This is a genomic window from Kitasatospora sp. NPDC058162 (assembly GCF_042884005.1).
In the GTDB taxonomy this organism is placed as follows: domain Bacteria; phylum Actinomycetota; class Actinomycetes; order Streptomycetales; family Streptomycetaceae; genus Kitasatospora.
On sequence record NZ_JBHVUS010000061.1, the window covers coordinates 16,730 to 30,029 of the forward strand.

The window sequence follows — 13,300 nt, forward strand, 5'->3', positions numbered from 1 at the left end:
TTCGCAGGCTACGGCCGCCCTCCCCGACCAGGCATGCGCCACTCGGTAGCACTGCGCCGTCCGACTTGTCCGGCACGGCCAGCCCGAGCGCCACGACTACCCGCAGGCCCGCTCCACTACCCTGAGCGCGGGCGTGTCGCCGGTACGGCGGCATGGGTATGGCGGCACCGACGGCGGTCGGGCCGGGCGGGCGAGGGAGCGGGGCCGTACATGGCACAGGACGGGTCACACCACCAGGTCGACCACACCACCACCAGACCCCCGACCCCCCTGCCCCACCAACGCCCCAACACCCCCCCGGGCGGGGCCTTCGATCTCGCCGGCTGGGCCACCGCCCCGCGCCCCGAAGCCGAACCGGGCGTCTACCGCCTCGGCTACCGCCGCCTCGACCCCGAACGCGCGGAGGCCGCCCGGGTCCCCACCTGGCCGCTGCTGCTGCGGGCGGCGCTCAACGCGGTGGTGGGGTGGCTGGCCTTCGTCTACGGCACCCAGCTGGTGCTCCGCCTCATCGTGATGACCGTCTGGGTCGAACACCCCACCGAGACCCAGGTGACCGTCGTCGGGTTGTCGGTGAACCTCCTGGTGCTCGCCGCCGTCATCAAGGTCTTCGGCCGGATGGGCCGCTGGCCCGAGGTCTGGCGCCGCTACGTCGCCCCGCTGCTGTCGCGGACGGTGACCCGGGAGGAGCCCGCCGAGGAGGCCGGGCCCGCGGTGGAGGCGGCCCGGGGGCGGGACCCGTGGGACGGGCTGCGGCAGGGCGGGGCGGTCGAGGCGGCGGCCCGGCTGGAGGTCGAGGCGGTCGGTGACGTCGATTACGTGCGGATTCAGCGCGCCTGGGAGTCGGCGCAGGCGGACCCGGCGTTCGTGCCCGCCTTCACCGAGCAGGTGGCCGCCCGCGGCGCGGCGGCCTTCGCCCACCCGTCCGAGGCGCGTGAGCTGCAGGGCCGGGTCCGGCGGCACGACCTGCTGCTGGGCCAGGTCTGCCTCGGTGTGGCGCAGGACGTGCCGAAGAACCCCTTGAGCCACCGGGCGGCGGACTTCGCGCTGGATCCGGCGGTGCTGGGCACCTCGTTGCTGGCGGTCGGTCCGGCCGGGACGGGGAAGACGGCGCGGTTGGCCCGACCGGTGGCCGAGGCGCTGTGCCTGCAGGCGCTGGCCGGTACCGCGTGCGCGGTGGTGGTCGGGGCGGCGGACGCCGACCTGGGCCCGGACGCCTGGTACGACGTGGTGATCGCGCCCGGTGATCCGGCCTCGGTGTACGGGCTGGACCTGTACGGCGCGGCGCAGGACCCGGACGAGGCCGCGGCCCGGCTGGCCGACGCCCTGCTGCCGGACGAGCTGACCGCCCGCGCGGAGAACGCCCGGACGGCGCTGCAGCAGGTGGTGGGCCCGTTCCACGCCGCCTACCGCCGCTACCCGGGGGTGCGCGAGCTGCGGGCCCTGCTGGGCGGCGAGGCGGATGCGCTGGCGGCGCTGGTGAAGGCGCTCGGGTCGGCGGGCCGACTGGCCGCGTACGAGCGGGACCTGGAGTACCGGGAGCGCCAGCGGGGCCGGGCGGACGACCCGGGCGCGCTGTTGGCGGACCGGCTGGGGCTGCTGGAGCGGCCCGCCTTCGAGGGGGCCTTCGCGACCGACGGCACGGGCCGTCCCCCGTTCGCCATGCGGGTGCTGGACCACCCGCTGCGGGTCCGGGTGAAGCTGCCCGAGCGCACTCACCCGGAGGCGGCCCGGATGCTGTCCCGGCTGGTGGTGGGGCAGTTCCTGCAGGCGGCCGGGGCGCGGGAGGACCGCTCGTTGTTCGCGGGCCTGGTGGTGGACGACGCCTCGGCCGCGCTGGACGCCGGCTCCGTCCGGGGCCTGCAGCGGATGCGCGGCGCGAACGCGGGCGCCGTGCTGCTGCTGCGGACCCTGGTGGACCTGCCGGAGGCGCTGCGGGCGCCGCTGTTCGGGGCGGTGGGCTGCCGGGTGGCCTTCCCCGGGATCGCGCCCTGGGACGGTCGGCTGTTCTCGGAGGCCTGGGGGACGCACCTGGTGCAGGAGACCGCGGTGACCCACACCCCCGACACCTCCGGTGGGGTGGTGCGGCGGGCCGGGCGGCTCGGGCGGAAGGCGTTGTCGGGGACGACGGCGCAGACGGAGTCGGTGACGACGCGGGACGTGGAGCGGTTGCGGTGGTCGCCGTCGGATCTGGCGCACGCGTTGCCGGCGGGGCACGCGGTGGTGTCGTTGACGGCGGTGTCGGGGGAGCAGGTGCCGCCGTTGCTGGTGGACCTGCGCGGTTGAGCCGGGGAAGTCGCCTCCGAGGTGGATTCGGCAGTGCCGGTTGTCCGGGGCGTCCATAATGAAGGGGAGAGACCCTCACCAGTCCCACTGCCCTCTCCTCGCCCGGCCGCAACGGCGCGGTCAGGTCGACCCTCCGAAGGTGCCATGCCCCCCACACTCGCCTCCGTCGTCCGCAACAGTTCGCTCCACCTGACGGTGCTCGCCGGTGCGGACCACTTGGAGCGGCCGGTCCGCTGGGTGCACACCAGCGAGCTGGACGACCCCACGCCGTTCCTGGAGGGTGGCGAGCTGCTGCTCACCACCGGTATCAAGCTGGGCCGTACGGCGGCGCAGCTGCAGGCGTACGTGCACCGGTTGGCCGATGCCGGGGTGGTCGGGTTGGGGCTGGGGGTGGGCCTGTCGCACACGGAGGTGCCGCAGCCGTTGGTGGACGCGGCGCAGCAGCGGGGGCTGCCGTTGCTGCGGGTGCCGGAGCCGACGCCGTTCATCGCGATCAGCAAGGTGGTGTCGGCGGCGCTGGCCGCGGAGCAGTACGAGGCGGTGACGACGAGCTTCGAGGCGCAGGAGGAGCTGACCCGGGCGGCGCTGGGCAAGGACGGCACCACGGCAGTGGTGCGCCGGCTGGCGGCCCGGCTGGGGGGTTGGGCGGCGCTGTACGACGGGTCGGGTGCGCTGTCGGTGGTGGCGCCGGACTGGGCGGCGCGCCGGGCTGGGCGGCTGGCGGCGGAGGTGGACCGGCTGCGTCGGCGGCCGGCGCCGTCGAGTGCGGCGCTGCAGGGGCGGTCGCCGGGGATAGACACGGCGGACGAGGACTACGTGGTGGTCCAGTCGCTGGGAGCGGACCGGCGGGCCCGGGGCTTCCTGGCGGTGGGGACCGAGGACCGGATCACGCCGACCGAGCGGTACGTGCTGAACGCGGCGGTGGCGCTGCTGACGCTCACCCTGGAGCGGTCGCGCGAGCTGCGGCAGGCCGAGGAGCGGATGGGCGCCGCGCTGCTGCGGATGGTGCTGGCGGGCGAGGTGGCGACGGCCCGGCAGGTGGCGGTGGGGCTGTTCGGCGGTATGCCGGAGGGGACGATACGGGTTCTGGTGGCCGGGGCGGGGCCGAACGCGGATGCCGCGGAGGGGCTGGTGGAGCTCGGGGACCGGGCCGAGCAGGCGGGTGCCCGGGTGGGCGAGAAGCTGCTGGTGGCGCGGGAGGAGGGTGCGCACGGGCCGCGGCTGATGGTGCTGGCGCTGGACAACGGCGCGGTGCACCGGGCCTGTCTCGGGGCGGTGGAGGAGCACGAGGGCCTGTCGCTGGGCGTTTCGGCGCCGGCCGCGCTGGAGGAGGCCGGTACGGCGTACGCGCAGGCGGAGCGGGCGCTGGCGGTGGCGCTGCGCGGTGGCCGGCGGTCGGTGGACCACGAGGAGGTCGGCGCGGGTTCGCTGCTGCCGCTGCTCGGCGAGGACGCGGTGACGGCGTTCGCGGAGGGGCTGCTGCGGCCGTTGCGCGAGCACGACCGGACGGCCCGCGGGGACTTGGTGGCCTCGCTGCGGGCGTGGCTGTCGCGGCACGGGCAGTGGGACGCGGCGGCGGCGGACCTGGGGGTGCACCGGCACACGCTGCGCTACCGGATGCGGCGGGTCGAGGAGCTGCTGGGCCGTTCGCTGGACGACACGGACGTGCGGATGGAGCTGTGGCTGGCGCTGCGGTCCGGTGAGGAGTAGCCGGCCCGGCTGGACGTGGTGGAGTGGCCCCGGAGCCGAACGCTCCTAGTCGGCCAATCCGGTCGGCCCGTCCTCGCCCCTACCCTCGGGTTCGGGTCCCACTCCCGTGGGCCGTACGACGACGAGGAGAGGGCCGGTACCACGGTGACCACCACGTACGATTTCTGGCTGGCCGGCCGCCGGGCGAGCGGTGACGCCGACTTCGAGGTGCACAACAGCTGGGACGGCCGTCTGGTCGGCAGGGTGAGCATCCCGACCGAGGCCCAGGTCGAGGAGGCGCTGGACGCCGCCGCGGCCGCGCTGCCGGTGTTCGCCGCGACTCCGGCGCACCAGCGGGCCGCCGCCCTGGACCACGTGGCCAAGCGGCTGGCCGAGCGCACCGAGGAGCTCGCCCGGCTGATCACCGCCGAGAACGGCAAGCCGATCAAGTGGGCCCGCGGCGAGGTCGGCCGCGCGGTGTCGGTCTTCCGCTGGGCCGCCGAGGAGGCGCGCCGCACCAACGGCGAGACGATGCGGCTGGACACCGACCCGGGCGGCGTGGGCCGTTTCGCGGTGGTGCGCCGCTTCCCGCGCGGTGTGGTGCTGGGGATCGCCCCGTTCAACTTCCCGCTGAACCTGGTCGCCCACAAGGTCGCCCCGGCGATCGCGGTCGGCGCGCCGATCATCCTCAAGCCGGCTCCGGCGACGCCGCTGTCGGCGATGGTGCTGGGCGAGATCCTGGCCGAGACGGACCTGCCGGCCGGCTCCTGGTCGATCCTGACGGTGCCGAACGACCGGATGCCGGCCCTGGTGCAGGACGCCCGGGTGCCGGTGATCTCCTTCACCGGTTCGGACAAGGTCGGCTACCAGATCATGGACTCGGTGCCGCGCAAGCACACCACCCTGGAGCTGGGCGGCAACGCCGCGGCCGTGGTGCTCGCGGACTGGTCCTCGGAGGCCGACCTGGACTGGGCGGCCACCCGGATCGCGATGTTCGCCAACTACCAGGGCGGCCAGTCCTGCATCTCGGTGCAGCGGGTGATCGCCGACGCGTCGGTGTACGACGCGCTGGTGGAGAAGGTCGTGGCGAAGGTCGCGGCGCAGGTCACCGGTGACCCGAACGACGACGCGACGGACGTCGGCCCGCTGGTCGACGAGAACGCCGCGAAGCGGGTGGAGTCCTGGGTGGACGACGCGGTGGCCAAGGGCGCCAAGCTGCTGGCCGGCGGGACCCGTGAGGGCGCGACCTACGCCCCGACGGTGCTGGCCGAGCTGCCCGCCGACGCGATCCTGGCCAAGGCCGAGGTGTTCGGCCCGGTGCTGTCGCTGCACCGGGTGGAGGGCGTCGAGGAGGCCTTCGCGGCCGTCAACGACTCGCCGTTCGGCCTGCAGGCGGGCGTGTTCACCCACGACCTGCAGACCGCGTTCCGGGCCCACCGGGAGCTGGAGGTCGGCGGTGTGATCATCGGCGACGCGCCGTCCTACCGGGCCGACCAGATGCCGTACGGCGGCGTCAAGGACTCCGGTGTCGGCCGTGAGGGCGTCAAGTACGCGATGGACGACTACACGGTCGAGAAGGTCATGGTGCTGACCGGCCTCGACCTCTGAGGGACCGCTCGCCGCGGGGCCCGGTCCGGTGCGGACCGGGCCCCGCGGCGCGTTCAGCCGTCGTGCCCGGCCGCGGCGGCGACCGCCTCGGCGACGGTGGCGTTCCCGGCGACCAGCTCCAGGGTCTGCCCGGCGGTGCCGGGCTCGCGCAGCAGTGCGGCGAGGACGGCGGCCACGTCGGCCCGGTCGACCGCGCCGCGGCCGACGGAGGGGGCGAGGCGGACCAGGCCGGTGCCGGGGCCGTCGGTGAGCCGCCCGGGGCGCAGCACCGTCCAGTCCAGCGCGGTGCGGGCGCGGACGGCGTCGTCGGCGGCGCCCTTGGCCCGCAGGTAGGTCTCGAAGACCTCGTCGGCGGGGTGGTGGGCGGCCGCGTCGGCACCCATGGACGAGACCATGAGGTAGCGCCGGACCCCGGCGAGTTCGGCGGCCTCGGCGAGCAGGACGGCGGCGTCGCGGTCGACGGTGTTCTTGCGGTCGGCGCCGCTGCCGGGGCCGGCGCCGGCGGCGAAGACCACCGCGTCGGTGTCGGCGAGCAGGGCGGCGAGCTGCGGGGCGGTGGCGGACTCCAGGTCGAGCAGCAGCGGCTCGGCGCCGGCGTCGACGAGGTCCCGGGCCTGTTCGGGGCGGCGGATGATCCCGGCGGGGCGGTCGCCGCGGTCGGCGAGCAGCCGTTCGAGCTTCAGCGCGATCTGTCCGTGGCCTCCGGCGATGACGGTACGCATGGGTCCGACGGTAGCCCGGGTGGTGCCGGGTCGTCCTGGGCGAGGTCCCGGACAGGACACAATGGGCGCATGACTTCGCTCGCCCACCCGCAGCTGCGTTTCGCGCCCACCGTGGCGGACCCCTCCGGCCCCCGGGAGCTGGTGATCCTCGGTTCCACCGGGTCGATCGGCACCCAGGCCATCGACGTCGTGCTCCGCAACCCGGACCGGTTCAAGGTGGTCGCCCTGTCGGCGGCGGGCGGCCGGGTGGAGCTGCTGGCCGAGCAGGCGCTGCGGCTGGGCGTGCACACCGTGGCGGTGGCGGATCCGGCGGCCGAGCCGGCGCTGCGCGAGGCGCTGGCGGCGAAGGCGGCGGGGGCTCCGCTGCCGGCGGTGCTGGTGGGGCCGGACGCGGCGACCGAGCTGGCCGCGATGGAGTGCCACTCGGTGCTGAACGGGATCACCGGTTCGATCGGCCTGCGGCCGACGCTGGCCGCGCTGCGGGCGGGCCGGGTGCTGGTGCTGGCGAACAAGGAGTCGCTGATCGTCGGCGGCCCGCTGGTGAAGGCGCTGGCGAAGCCGGGCCAGATCGTGCCGGTGGACTCCGAGCACGCGGCGCTGTTCCAGGCGCTGGCGGGCGGCACCCGGGCCGAGGTCCGCAAGCTGGTGGTGACCGCGAGCGGCGGCCCGTTCCGCACCCGGACCCGGGAGCAGCTGGCCGGGGTGACCCCGCAGGAGGCGCTGGCGCATCCGACCTGGGCGATGGGCCCGGTCGTCACGATCAACTCGGCCACCCTGGTGAACAAGGGCCTGGAGGTGATCGAGGCGCACCTGCTGTACGACGTGCCCTTCGACCGGATCGAGGTCGTGGTCCATCCGCAGTCGGTGGTGCACTCGATGGTGGAGTTCACCGACGGTTCGACGCTGGCGCAGGCCAGTCCGCCGGACATGCGGATGCCGATCGCGCTGGGGATGGGCTGGCCGGACCGGGTGCCGGACGCTGCCCCCGCCTGCGACTGGACCAAGGCCGCGACCTGGGAGTTCTTCCCGCTGGACGACGAGGCCTTCCCGGCCGTCGAGCTGGCCCGCGAGGTGGGCACCCTGGGCGGAACGGCGCCGGCGGTGTTCAATGCGGCGAACGAGGAGTGCGTGGAGGCCTTCCTGAAGGGCCGCCTCGCCTTCACCGGGATCGTGGACACTGTTGCCAAGGTCGTGGCCGAGCACGGGACGCCTCGGTCGGGAACTTCCCTGACCGTCGAGGACGTCCTGCACGCGGAGGACTGGGCACGCGCCCGGGCCCGCGAGCTGGCGGCGGGCTGACGGCGCCGACTCCGGTGGGCGGCGTCGGGACGCCGGTGCCCAGGCACCGGCGGTCCCCGGCGCGGCACGACACGGATCGCGGTACGACACGGCACGGCGCGGCACGGATCGCGGTACGACGAGACGATGAGCGGAGCGGCATGACGGAGGACCAGCGGTGGCAACGGTTTTGACGGTGGTCGGCATCCTGGTCTTCGTGGTCGGGTTGCTGGTCTCGATCGCCTGGCACGAGCTGGGCCACCTCTCCACGGCCAAGCTGTTCGGCATCCGGGTGCCCCAGTACATGGTCGGCTTCGGCCCGACCATCTGGTCGCGCCGGAAGGGCGAGACCGAGTACGGCTTCAAGGCGATCCCCTTCGGCGGGTACATCCGGATGATCGGGATGTTCCCGCCGGGCGAGGACGGCCGGATCACCAAGCGCAGCAGTTCGCCCTGGCGGACGATGATCGAGGACGCCCGTGAGGCCTCCTACGAGGAGCTCCAGGAGGGCGACGAGAACCGGCTGTTCTACACCCGCAAGCCCTGGAAGCGGGTCATCGTCATGTTCGCCGGGCCGTTCATGAACCTGATCCTGGCGTTCGGGCTGTTCCTGACGGTCATGATGGGCTTCGGCGTCTCGATGGCGGTGCCGACCATCGGCTCGGTCGCCCAGTGCGTGGTCAAGGCCGGCCAGCCCACCGACACCTGCCCCGCCGACGCGCCCAAGACCCCGGCCAACGAGGTGGGCCTGCGCCAGGGCGACAAGGTGCTCTCCTTCGACGGCGACCGGATCCGCGACTACGACCAGCTGCAGGCGGACATCCGGAAGTCGGCCGGCAAGCAGGTTGCGGTCGTGGTGGAGCGCGGTGGCCAGCAGCTCACCTTCACGCCCACCATCGCCGTCAACGACGTGCAGAAGTACGACGGCAGCGGCGTGCCGGTGAAGGGCCAGACCGTCCAGGCCGGGTTCCTCGGGTTCACCCCGAAGAGCGAAACCGTCCAGCTCGGCTTCGGGCAGTCCGTGAACCGGATGTACGACATGGCCGAGAACGGGGTGAAGTCGCTGGCCGCCCTGCCCGGGAAGATCCCCGGCCTGTGGAACGCCGTCGTCGGCAACGCCCCGCGCGACCCGGACTCGCCGATCGGCATGGTCGGTGCCGCCCGGGTCAGCGGCGAGGTGTTCTCCCTGCACGAGTCGGCCGCCCAGCGGGTCGCGATCTTCGTGAACCTGCTGGCCGGCATCAACCTGTCGCTGTTCCTGTTCAACATGCTGCCGCTGCTGCCGCTGGACGGCGGCCACATCGCGGGCGCGGTCTGGGAGTCGGTCCGCCGCCGCTTCGCACAGCTGTTCCGGCGGCCCGATCCGGGCCCGTTCGACGTCGCCAAGCTGATGCCGGTCGCGTACGTCGTGGCCAGTATCTTCATCGGTTTCACCCTGCTGGTGATGGTGGCCGACCTGGTGAACCCGGTGAAGATCGGCTAGGGCGTTCGGGTACGGCGGGTGTGCTGGGCCCCCGGACCGTGCCGTACCGTGGAGGCCGGGTGCGCGAACGTGGCGCGCCCGGCCTCGGCCGTCCCAGCGGCCGGGCGGTCGACCCACACCTCAACCCCGGGGAACCCTGCGCACATGACCGCGATCTCGCTCGGTATTCCGTCCCTGCCGCTCAAGCCACTGGCCAAGCGCCGGTACTCCCGGCAGATCATGGTCGGCAACGTGCCGGTCGGCGGTGACGCCCCCGTCTCCGTGCAGTCGATGACCACCACCGTGACCGCCGACATCAACGCCACGCTGCAGCAGATCGCGGAACTGACCGCGTCCGGCTGCCAGATCGTCCGCGTCGCCTGCCCGTCCCAGGACGACGCCGACGCGCTGCCGATCATCGCCAAGAAGTCGAAGATCCCGGTCATCGCGGACATCCACTTCCAGCCCAAGTACGTCTTCGCCGCGATCGACGCCGGTTGCGCGGCGGTGCGCGTCAACCCGGGCAACATCAAGGCCTTCGACGACAAGGTCGGCGAGATCGCCAAGGCCGCCAAGGACGCCGGCGTCCCGATCCGGATCGGCGTCAACGCCGGCTCGCTCGACAAGCGGCTGCTGGAGAAGTACGGCCGTGCTACCCCCGAGGCGCTGGTCGAGTCCGCGCTGTGGGAGTGCTCGCTGTTCGAGGAGCACGACTTCCGCGACATCAAGATCTCGGTCAAGCACAACGACCCGGTCGTGATGATCAACGCCTACCGCCAGCTCGCCGCCGCCTGCGACTACCCGCTGCACCTGGGCGTCACCGAGGCCGGTCCGGCCTTCCAGGGCACCATCAAGTCCGCGGTCGCCTTCGGCGCGCTGCTCGCCGAGGGCATCGGGGACACCATCCGGGTCTCGCTGTCGGCCCCGCCGGCCGAGGAGATCAAGGTCGGCAACCAGATCCTGGAGTCGCTCGGGCTGCGCCAGCGCGGGCTGGAGATCGTCTCCTGCCCGTCCTGCGGCCGCGCCCAGGTCGACGTCTACAAGCTCGCGGAGGAGGTCACCGCCGGGCTGGAGGGCATGGAGGTGCCGCTCCGGGTCGCCGTCATGGGCTGCGTCGTGAACGGGCCGGGCGAGGCGCGCGAGGCCGACCTGGGTGTCGCCTCCGGCAACGGCAAGGGCCAGATCTTCGTCAAGGGCCAGGTGATCAAGACCGTCCCCGAGTCGAAGATCGTCGAGACCCTGATCGAGGAGGCGCTCAAGCTCGCCGAGCAGATGCAGGAGCAGGGCGTCGAGGCCGGTTCGCCGACCGTCGTCGCTGCGGAGTGACCGCGGAGTGACCGCGGGGCGGTCACGACGCGCCGGCCTCGCCGGGGTGGCACGCGGGTGACCGCGGGGCGGTCCGGGCGTGACTGGGGGGGTGGTCCGGGCGTGACCGCGGTGAAAGTCTTCCGGAGGCGGGGCCGTCCGTTCGTGGACGGCCCCGCGGCCGTAGCCGGGTGGGGCCACGGAGTAGGGTGCGGCCAGAGTCGTCTCAGTGAGGTGCTGTCTCGATGATCGATCGAGGTGTGATGCTCCCCAGCTCCTTCCAGGCCGCCCGGGCGCTGGCCACCACCCGTGTGCTGGAACCGCCCGACCTGGCGGACGCCCTGGAGATCCTCCACCGCGACCCGGTCGCCAACGCCTTCGTCGCCACCCGGGTCGAGGCCGTCGGGCTGGACCCGTGGCGGCTCGGCGGCGAGATGTGGGGCTGGTACGGCGCGGACGGCGTGCTCGACGCCCTCTGCTACGCCGGGGCGAACCTCGTCCTGGTCAACGCCGGGCCGCAGGCGGTGGCCGCCTTCGCGGAGCGGGCCCGGCGGCAGGGGCGGCGCTGCTCCTCGATCGTCGGCCCGGCCGAGTCGACCGCGGCCTTCTGGGCGCTGCTGGAGCGGAGTTGGGGCCCCGCGCGCGAAGTCCGGGGCCACCAGCCGCTGTTGGCGACCTCCTCGCCGTCGGCGGAGATCGCGCCCGACCCGCTGGTGCGGCGGGTGCGGCGCAGCGAGGTGGAGGCGCTGATGCCCGCCTGCGTGGCGATGTTCACCGAGGAGGTGGGGGTGTCGCCGCTGGCCGGCGACGGCGGGCTGCTCTACCAGGCCCGGGTGGCCGAACTCGTCACCACCGGGCGGTCGTTCGCGCGCTTCACCGAGGACGGCCGGGTGGTGTTCAAGGCCGAGGTCGGGGCCGTGACCCAGGGCGCCTGCCAGATCCAGGGCGTCTGGGTGGCGCCCGAGTACCGGGGACAGGGGCTGTCCGAGACCGGGATGGCGGCGGTGATGGACGTCGCGCTGCGGGAGGTGGCGCCGGTGGTCTCGCTGTACGTCAACGACTTCAACCTGCGGGCGCGGGCGGCCTATCGGCGGGTGGGGTTCCGGGAGGTCGGGGCGTTCATGAGCGTGTTGTTCTGAGAGTTCTGGCGTGGTGGTCTGAGTGTTCTGAGCGGGCTGGTCTGAGTGGTCTGAGCGTGGTGGTCTGAGCGTGCCCCGGCGCGGGGCGGTGTTGTGGCGCGGTTCGCCGGTGTTTCGCCGGTTGTTGGGTTCGGATCTTCGGCCGCGCCACGGGGCCGCTGGTAGTAACGTCCGGAGCATGGATCAGCTGACCGGGGTGACGATCGGGGCCATCGACCTCGCGGCCTGGGCGCCGCAGGCGCTGGAGGTCCAGGCGGTGGCGTTCGGGCTGACGCCCGAGGAGGTCGCGGTCCGGCTGCACATCGTCGGGCGGCACGCCCGGCAGCCCGGGGTGATCGCCTTCGGGGCGATGAGCGGCGGCCGGCTGGTCGGCTTCGGGTACGGGATGCCGAACCAGCGGGACCACTGGTGGAGCACGGTCATCGAGCCGTACCTGACCGCCCGCGGCTACGAGGACTGGCTGGACGGCGTGTTCGCGGTCACCGAACTGCACGTGCTGCCGGAGTTCCAGGGGCAGGGCGTGGGCTCGCGGCTGATCCGACTGCTGTGCGAGGGCTCGGGGCTGGACCGGAGCATCCTGTCGGCGATCGACGCGGAGACGCCGGCGCGGCGGCTCTACCGGGCGCTGGGCTACCGGGACCTGGCCCGGGCGGTGCGGTTTCCGGCGACGGACCGGCTGTACGCGGTGATGGGTGCGCAGCTGCCGTTGCGGCGGGCCGGGGCGGGGGCCGGGCACACGCCTTAGCGGTGTCCGCTCACAGGTGTTTGGTTAGAGGTGTCCGGCGAACTCGAGGTGGAGTTCGGCGTCCTCGCGGCGGCCGGTGGCCAGGGCGCGCAGGGCCAGGTCGACGGCGCGGAACAGGGTCCAGCCGCGTAGGCGTTCCCGGTCGACGTCGAGGGCGTCGGCGAGCTGCTGCAGCCGGCGGCGCACGGCGGCGGGGGCGCCGGGGGAGCCGATCAGGGTGTCCGCGCGGTCCAGGGCGAGCCGGGCCAGGTCGTAGGCGCGTTCCCCGGTCAGCGGGCGGGGGTCGATCGCCAGCCAGGGGGCGCGGTCGGCGGCGAGGACGTTGCCGTGGTGGAAGTCGCCGTGCAGCAGGAAGGTCTCGGCGGAGGAGTCGGTCAGCGTCCCGGCGGTGGCCAGGGCCTCGTCGACCAGGGGCCGCGCGGCGGCCGCGGCGGGGTGGGCGCGGTGCTCTTCGAGCCGGGCGGTGGTGTCCGCGACCCGGTCGGCGAGGGTGGGCAGCTCGGTTTCGGGGGGCGGCTCGACCCAGAGGCGGTGCAGCAGACTGGTGGCCTCCAGCATCGCCTTGGACTCGGCGAGGGAGCGCAGGGGGATCTCGCCGTGCAGGCGCTCCAGCAGCAGCACCCCCTCGGCCGGGTCGGCGTCCAGCAGGAGCACGGCTCCCCGGCCCGCCCAGTGGGTGAGCGCGGTGTGCTCGTGGGCGGTCTCGGGGGTGACCAGTCCGGTCTTGAGGACGGCGGGGGAGAGGTCGTCGCGGTGGACGTAGGCGATCAGGCTGAGGCTGCCGCCCGGGTCCAGGATGCGTTCGAGGGTGAGGTCCCAGCGGGTCAGGTGGGCGGTGGTCCTGGCGGGGAGGGTGGCCAGCCACCGGCGGCCCGCGTCGCCGTGGGCGGCGGTGACGGTGTTCGTCAGCCGGGTGGGGACGGGGAGGTGGGGGGTGGGTCCTGACATGGGTCCATTGTCGGGGGTGGGGGGTTCCGCTGCGCGGGGCTGGGGTGGGGTGGGGGGCTTTCGGGAGGGTGGGTGGGTCCGGGGGCGGTTCCGGGGGTGGGCGCTCCGGGGGCTGGATGAT

General features: G+C 73.9%; 10 protein-coding genes. 8 read left to right on the forward strand and 2 right to left on the reverse strand.

The genetic code is table 11. The features are described 5' to 3' along the window. Window positions 1-210: 210 nt before the first annotated feature. From ACFVXG_RS44725 to ACFVXG_RS44735, 3 genes are all read left to right on the forward strand, one after another. Window positions 211-2,283: an ATP-binding protein gene (locus ACFVXG_RS44725; protein WP_387936272.1), complete on the forward strand. Its 2,073-nt coding sequence runs from the start codon at window positions 211-213 to the stop codon at window positions 2,281-2,283. Between the two features lie 144 nt (window positions 2,284-2,427). Continuing rightward, complete coding sequence (locus ACFVXG_RS44730; RefSeq protein ID WP_387936273.1) at window positions 2,428-3,993, forward strand: PucR family transcriptional regulator; 1,566 nt, start codon at window positions 2,428-2,430, stop codon at window positions 3,991-3,993. A 144-nt stretch (window positions 3,994-4,137) separates the two neighbouring features. Then, complete coding sequence (locus ACFVXG_RS44735; RefSeq protein WP_387936274.1) at window positions 4,138-5,580, forward strand: aldehyde dehydrogenase family protein; 1,443 nt, start codon at window positions 4,138-4,140, stop codon at window positions 5,578-5,580. Window positions 5,581-5,633: 53 nt separating this feature from the next. Here the strand turns inward: ACFVXG_RS44735 and ACFVXG_RS44740 are convergent, their stop codons facing one another. Next, on the reverse strand, window positions 5,634-6,302 hold the full coding sequence (locus ACFVXG_RS44740) for an NAD(P)-binding oxidoreductase (RefSeq protein ID WP_387936275.1): 669 nt from the start codon (window positions 6,300-6,302) through the stop codon (window positions 5,634-5,636). A gap of 69 nt (window positions 6,303-6,371) precedes the next feature. On the opposite strand from ACFVXG_RS44740, the gene dxr reads away from it, so the two are divergent. The 5 genes from dxr (at window position 6,372) to ACFVXG_RS44765 (ending at window position 12,231) form a co-directional block, all read left to right on the forward strand. Continuing rightward, window positions 6,372-7,601: a 1-deoxy-D-xylulose-5-phosphate reductoisomerase gene (dxr, locus tag ACFVXG_RS44745; RefSeq protein WP_387936276.1), complete on the forward strand. Its 1,230-nt coding sequence runs from the start codon at window positions 6,372-6,374 to the stop codon at window positions 7,599-7,601. 157 nt (window positions 7,602-7,758) lie between these two features. Next, window positions 7,759-9,063, forward strand: coding sequence for a M50 family metallopeptidase (locus ACFVXG_RS44750; protein WP_387936277.1), 1,305 nt, complete (start codon window positions 7,759-7,761; stop codon window positions 9,061-9,063). Between the two features lie 144 nt (window positions 9,064-9,207). Next, window positions 9,208-10,368 (forward strand): flavodoxin-dependent (E)-4-hydroxy-3-methylbut-2-enyl-diphosphate synthase, encoded by a 1,161-nt coding sequence (gene ispG, locus ACFVXG_RS44755; RefSeq protein ID WP_387936278.1) that lies wholly within the window; start codon window positions 9,208-9,210, stop codon window positions 10,366-10,368. 242 nt (window positions 10,369-10,610) lie between these two features. Further along, on the forward strand, window positions 10,611-11,486 hold the full coding sequence (locus ACFVXG_RS44760; protein ID WP_387936282.1) for a GNAT family N-acetyltransferase: 876 nt from the start codon (window positions 10,611-10,613) through the stop codon (window positions 11,484-11,486). A gap of 178 nt (window positions 11,487-11,664) precedes the next feature. Then, entirely contained in the window at window positions 11,665-12,231 is a 567-nt protein-coding gene (locus ACFVXG_RS44765) for a GNAT family N-acetyltransferase (protein WP_387936279.1), read from the forward strand. Window positions 12,232-12,255: 24 nt separating this feature from the next. Here the strand turns inward: ACFVXG_RS44765 and ACFVXG_RS44770 are convergent, their stop codons facing one another. Beyond that, window positions 12,256-13,179, reverse strand: coding sequence for an aminoglycoside phosphotransferase family protein (locus ACFVXG_RS44770; RefSeq protein WP_387936280.1), 924 nt, complete (start codon window positions 13,177-13,179; stop codon window positions 12,256-12,258). Between the last annotated feature and the right edge of the window lie 121 nt (window positions 13,180-13,300).

Excerpts from the sequence above, each read along its gene's own strand:
- ACFVXG_RS44760 (WP_387936282.1), top strand. The coding sequence starts at position 10,611 with ATGCTCCCCAGCTCCTTCCAGGCCGCCCGGGCGCTGGCCACCACCCGT.
- ACFVXG_RS44725 (WP_387936272.1), top strand. The coding sequence starts at position 211 with ATGGCACAGGACGGGTCACACCACCAGGTCGACCACACCACCACCAGA.
- ACFVXG_RS44730 (WP_387936273.1), top strand. The coding sequence starts at position 2,428 with ATGCCCCCCACACTCGCCTCCGTCGTCCGCAACAGTTCGCTCCACCTG.
- dxr (WP_387936276.1), top strand. The coding sequence starts at position 6,372 with ATGACTTCGCTCGCCCACCCGCAGCTGCGTTTCGCGCCCACCGTGGCG.
- ispG (WP_387936278.1), top strand. The coding sequence starts at position 9,208 with ATGACCGCGATCTCGCTCGGTATTCCGTCCCTGCCGCTCAAGCCACTG.
- ACFVXG_RS44770 (WP_387936280.1), bottom strand. The coding sequence starts at position 13,179 with ATGTCAGGACCCACCCCCCACCTCCCCGTCCCCACCCGGCTGACGAAC.
- ACFVXG_RS44740 (WP_387936275.1), bottom strand. The coding sequence starts at position 6,302 with ATGCGTACCGTCATCGCCGGAGGCCACGGACAGATCGCGCTGAAGCTC.
- ACFVXG_RS44765 (WP_387936279.1), top strand. The coding sequence starts at position 11,665 with ATGGATCAGCTGACCGGGGTGACGATCGGGGCCATCGACCTCGCGGCC.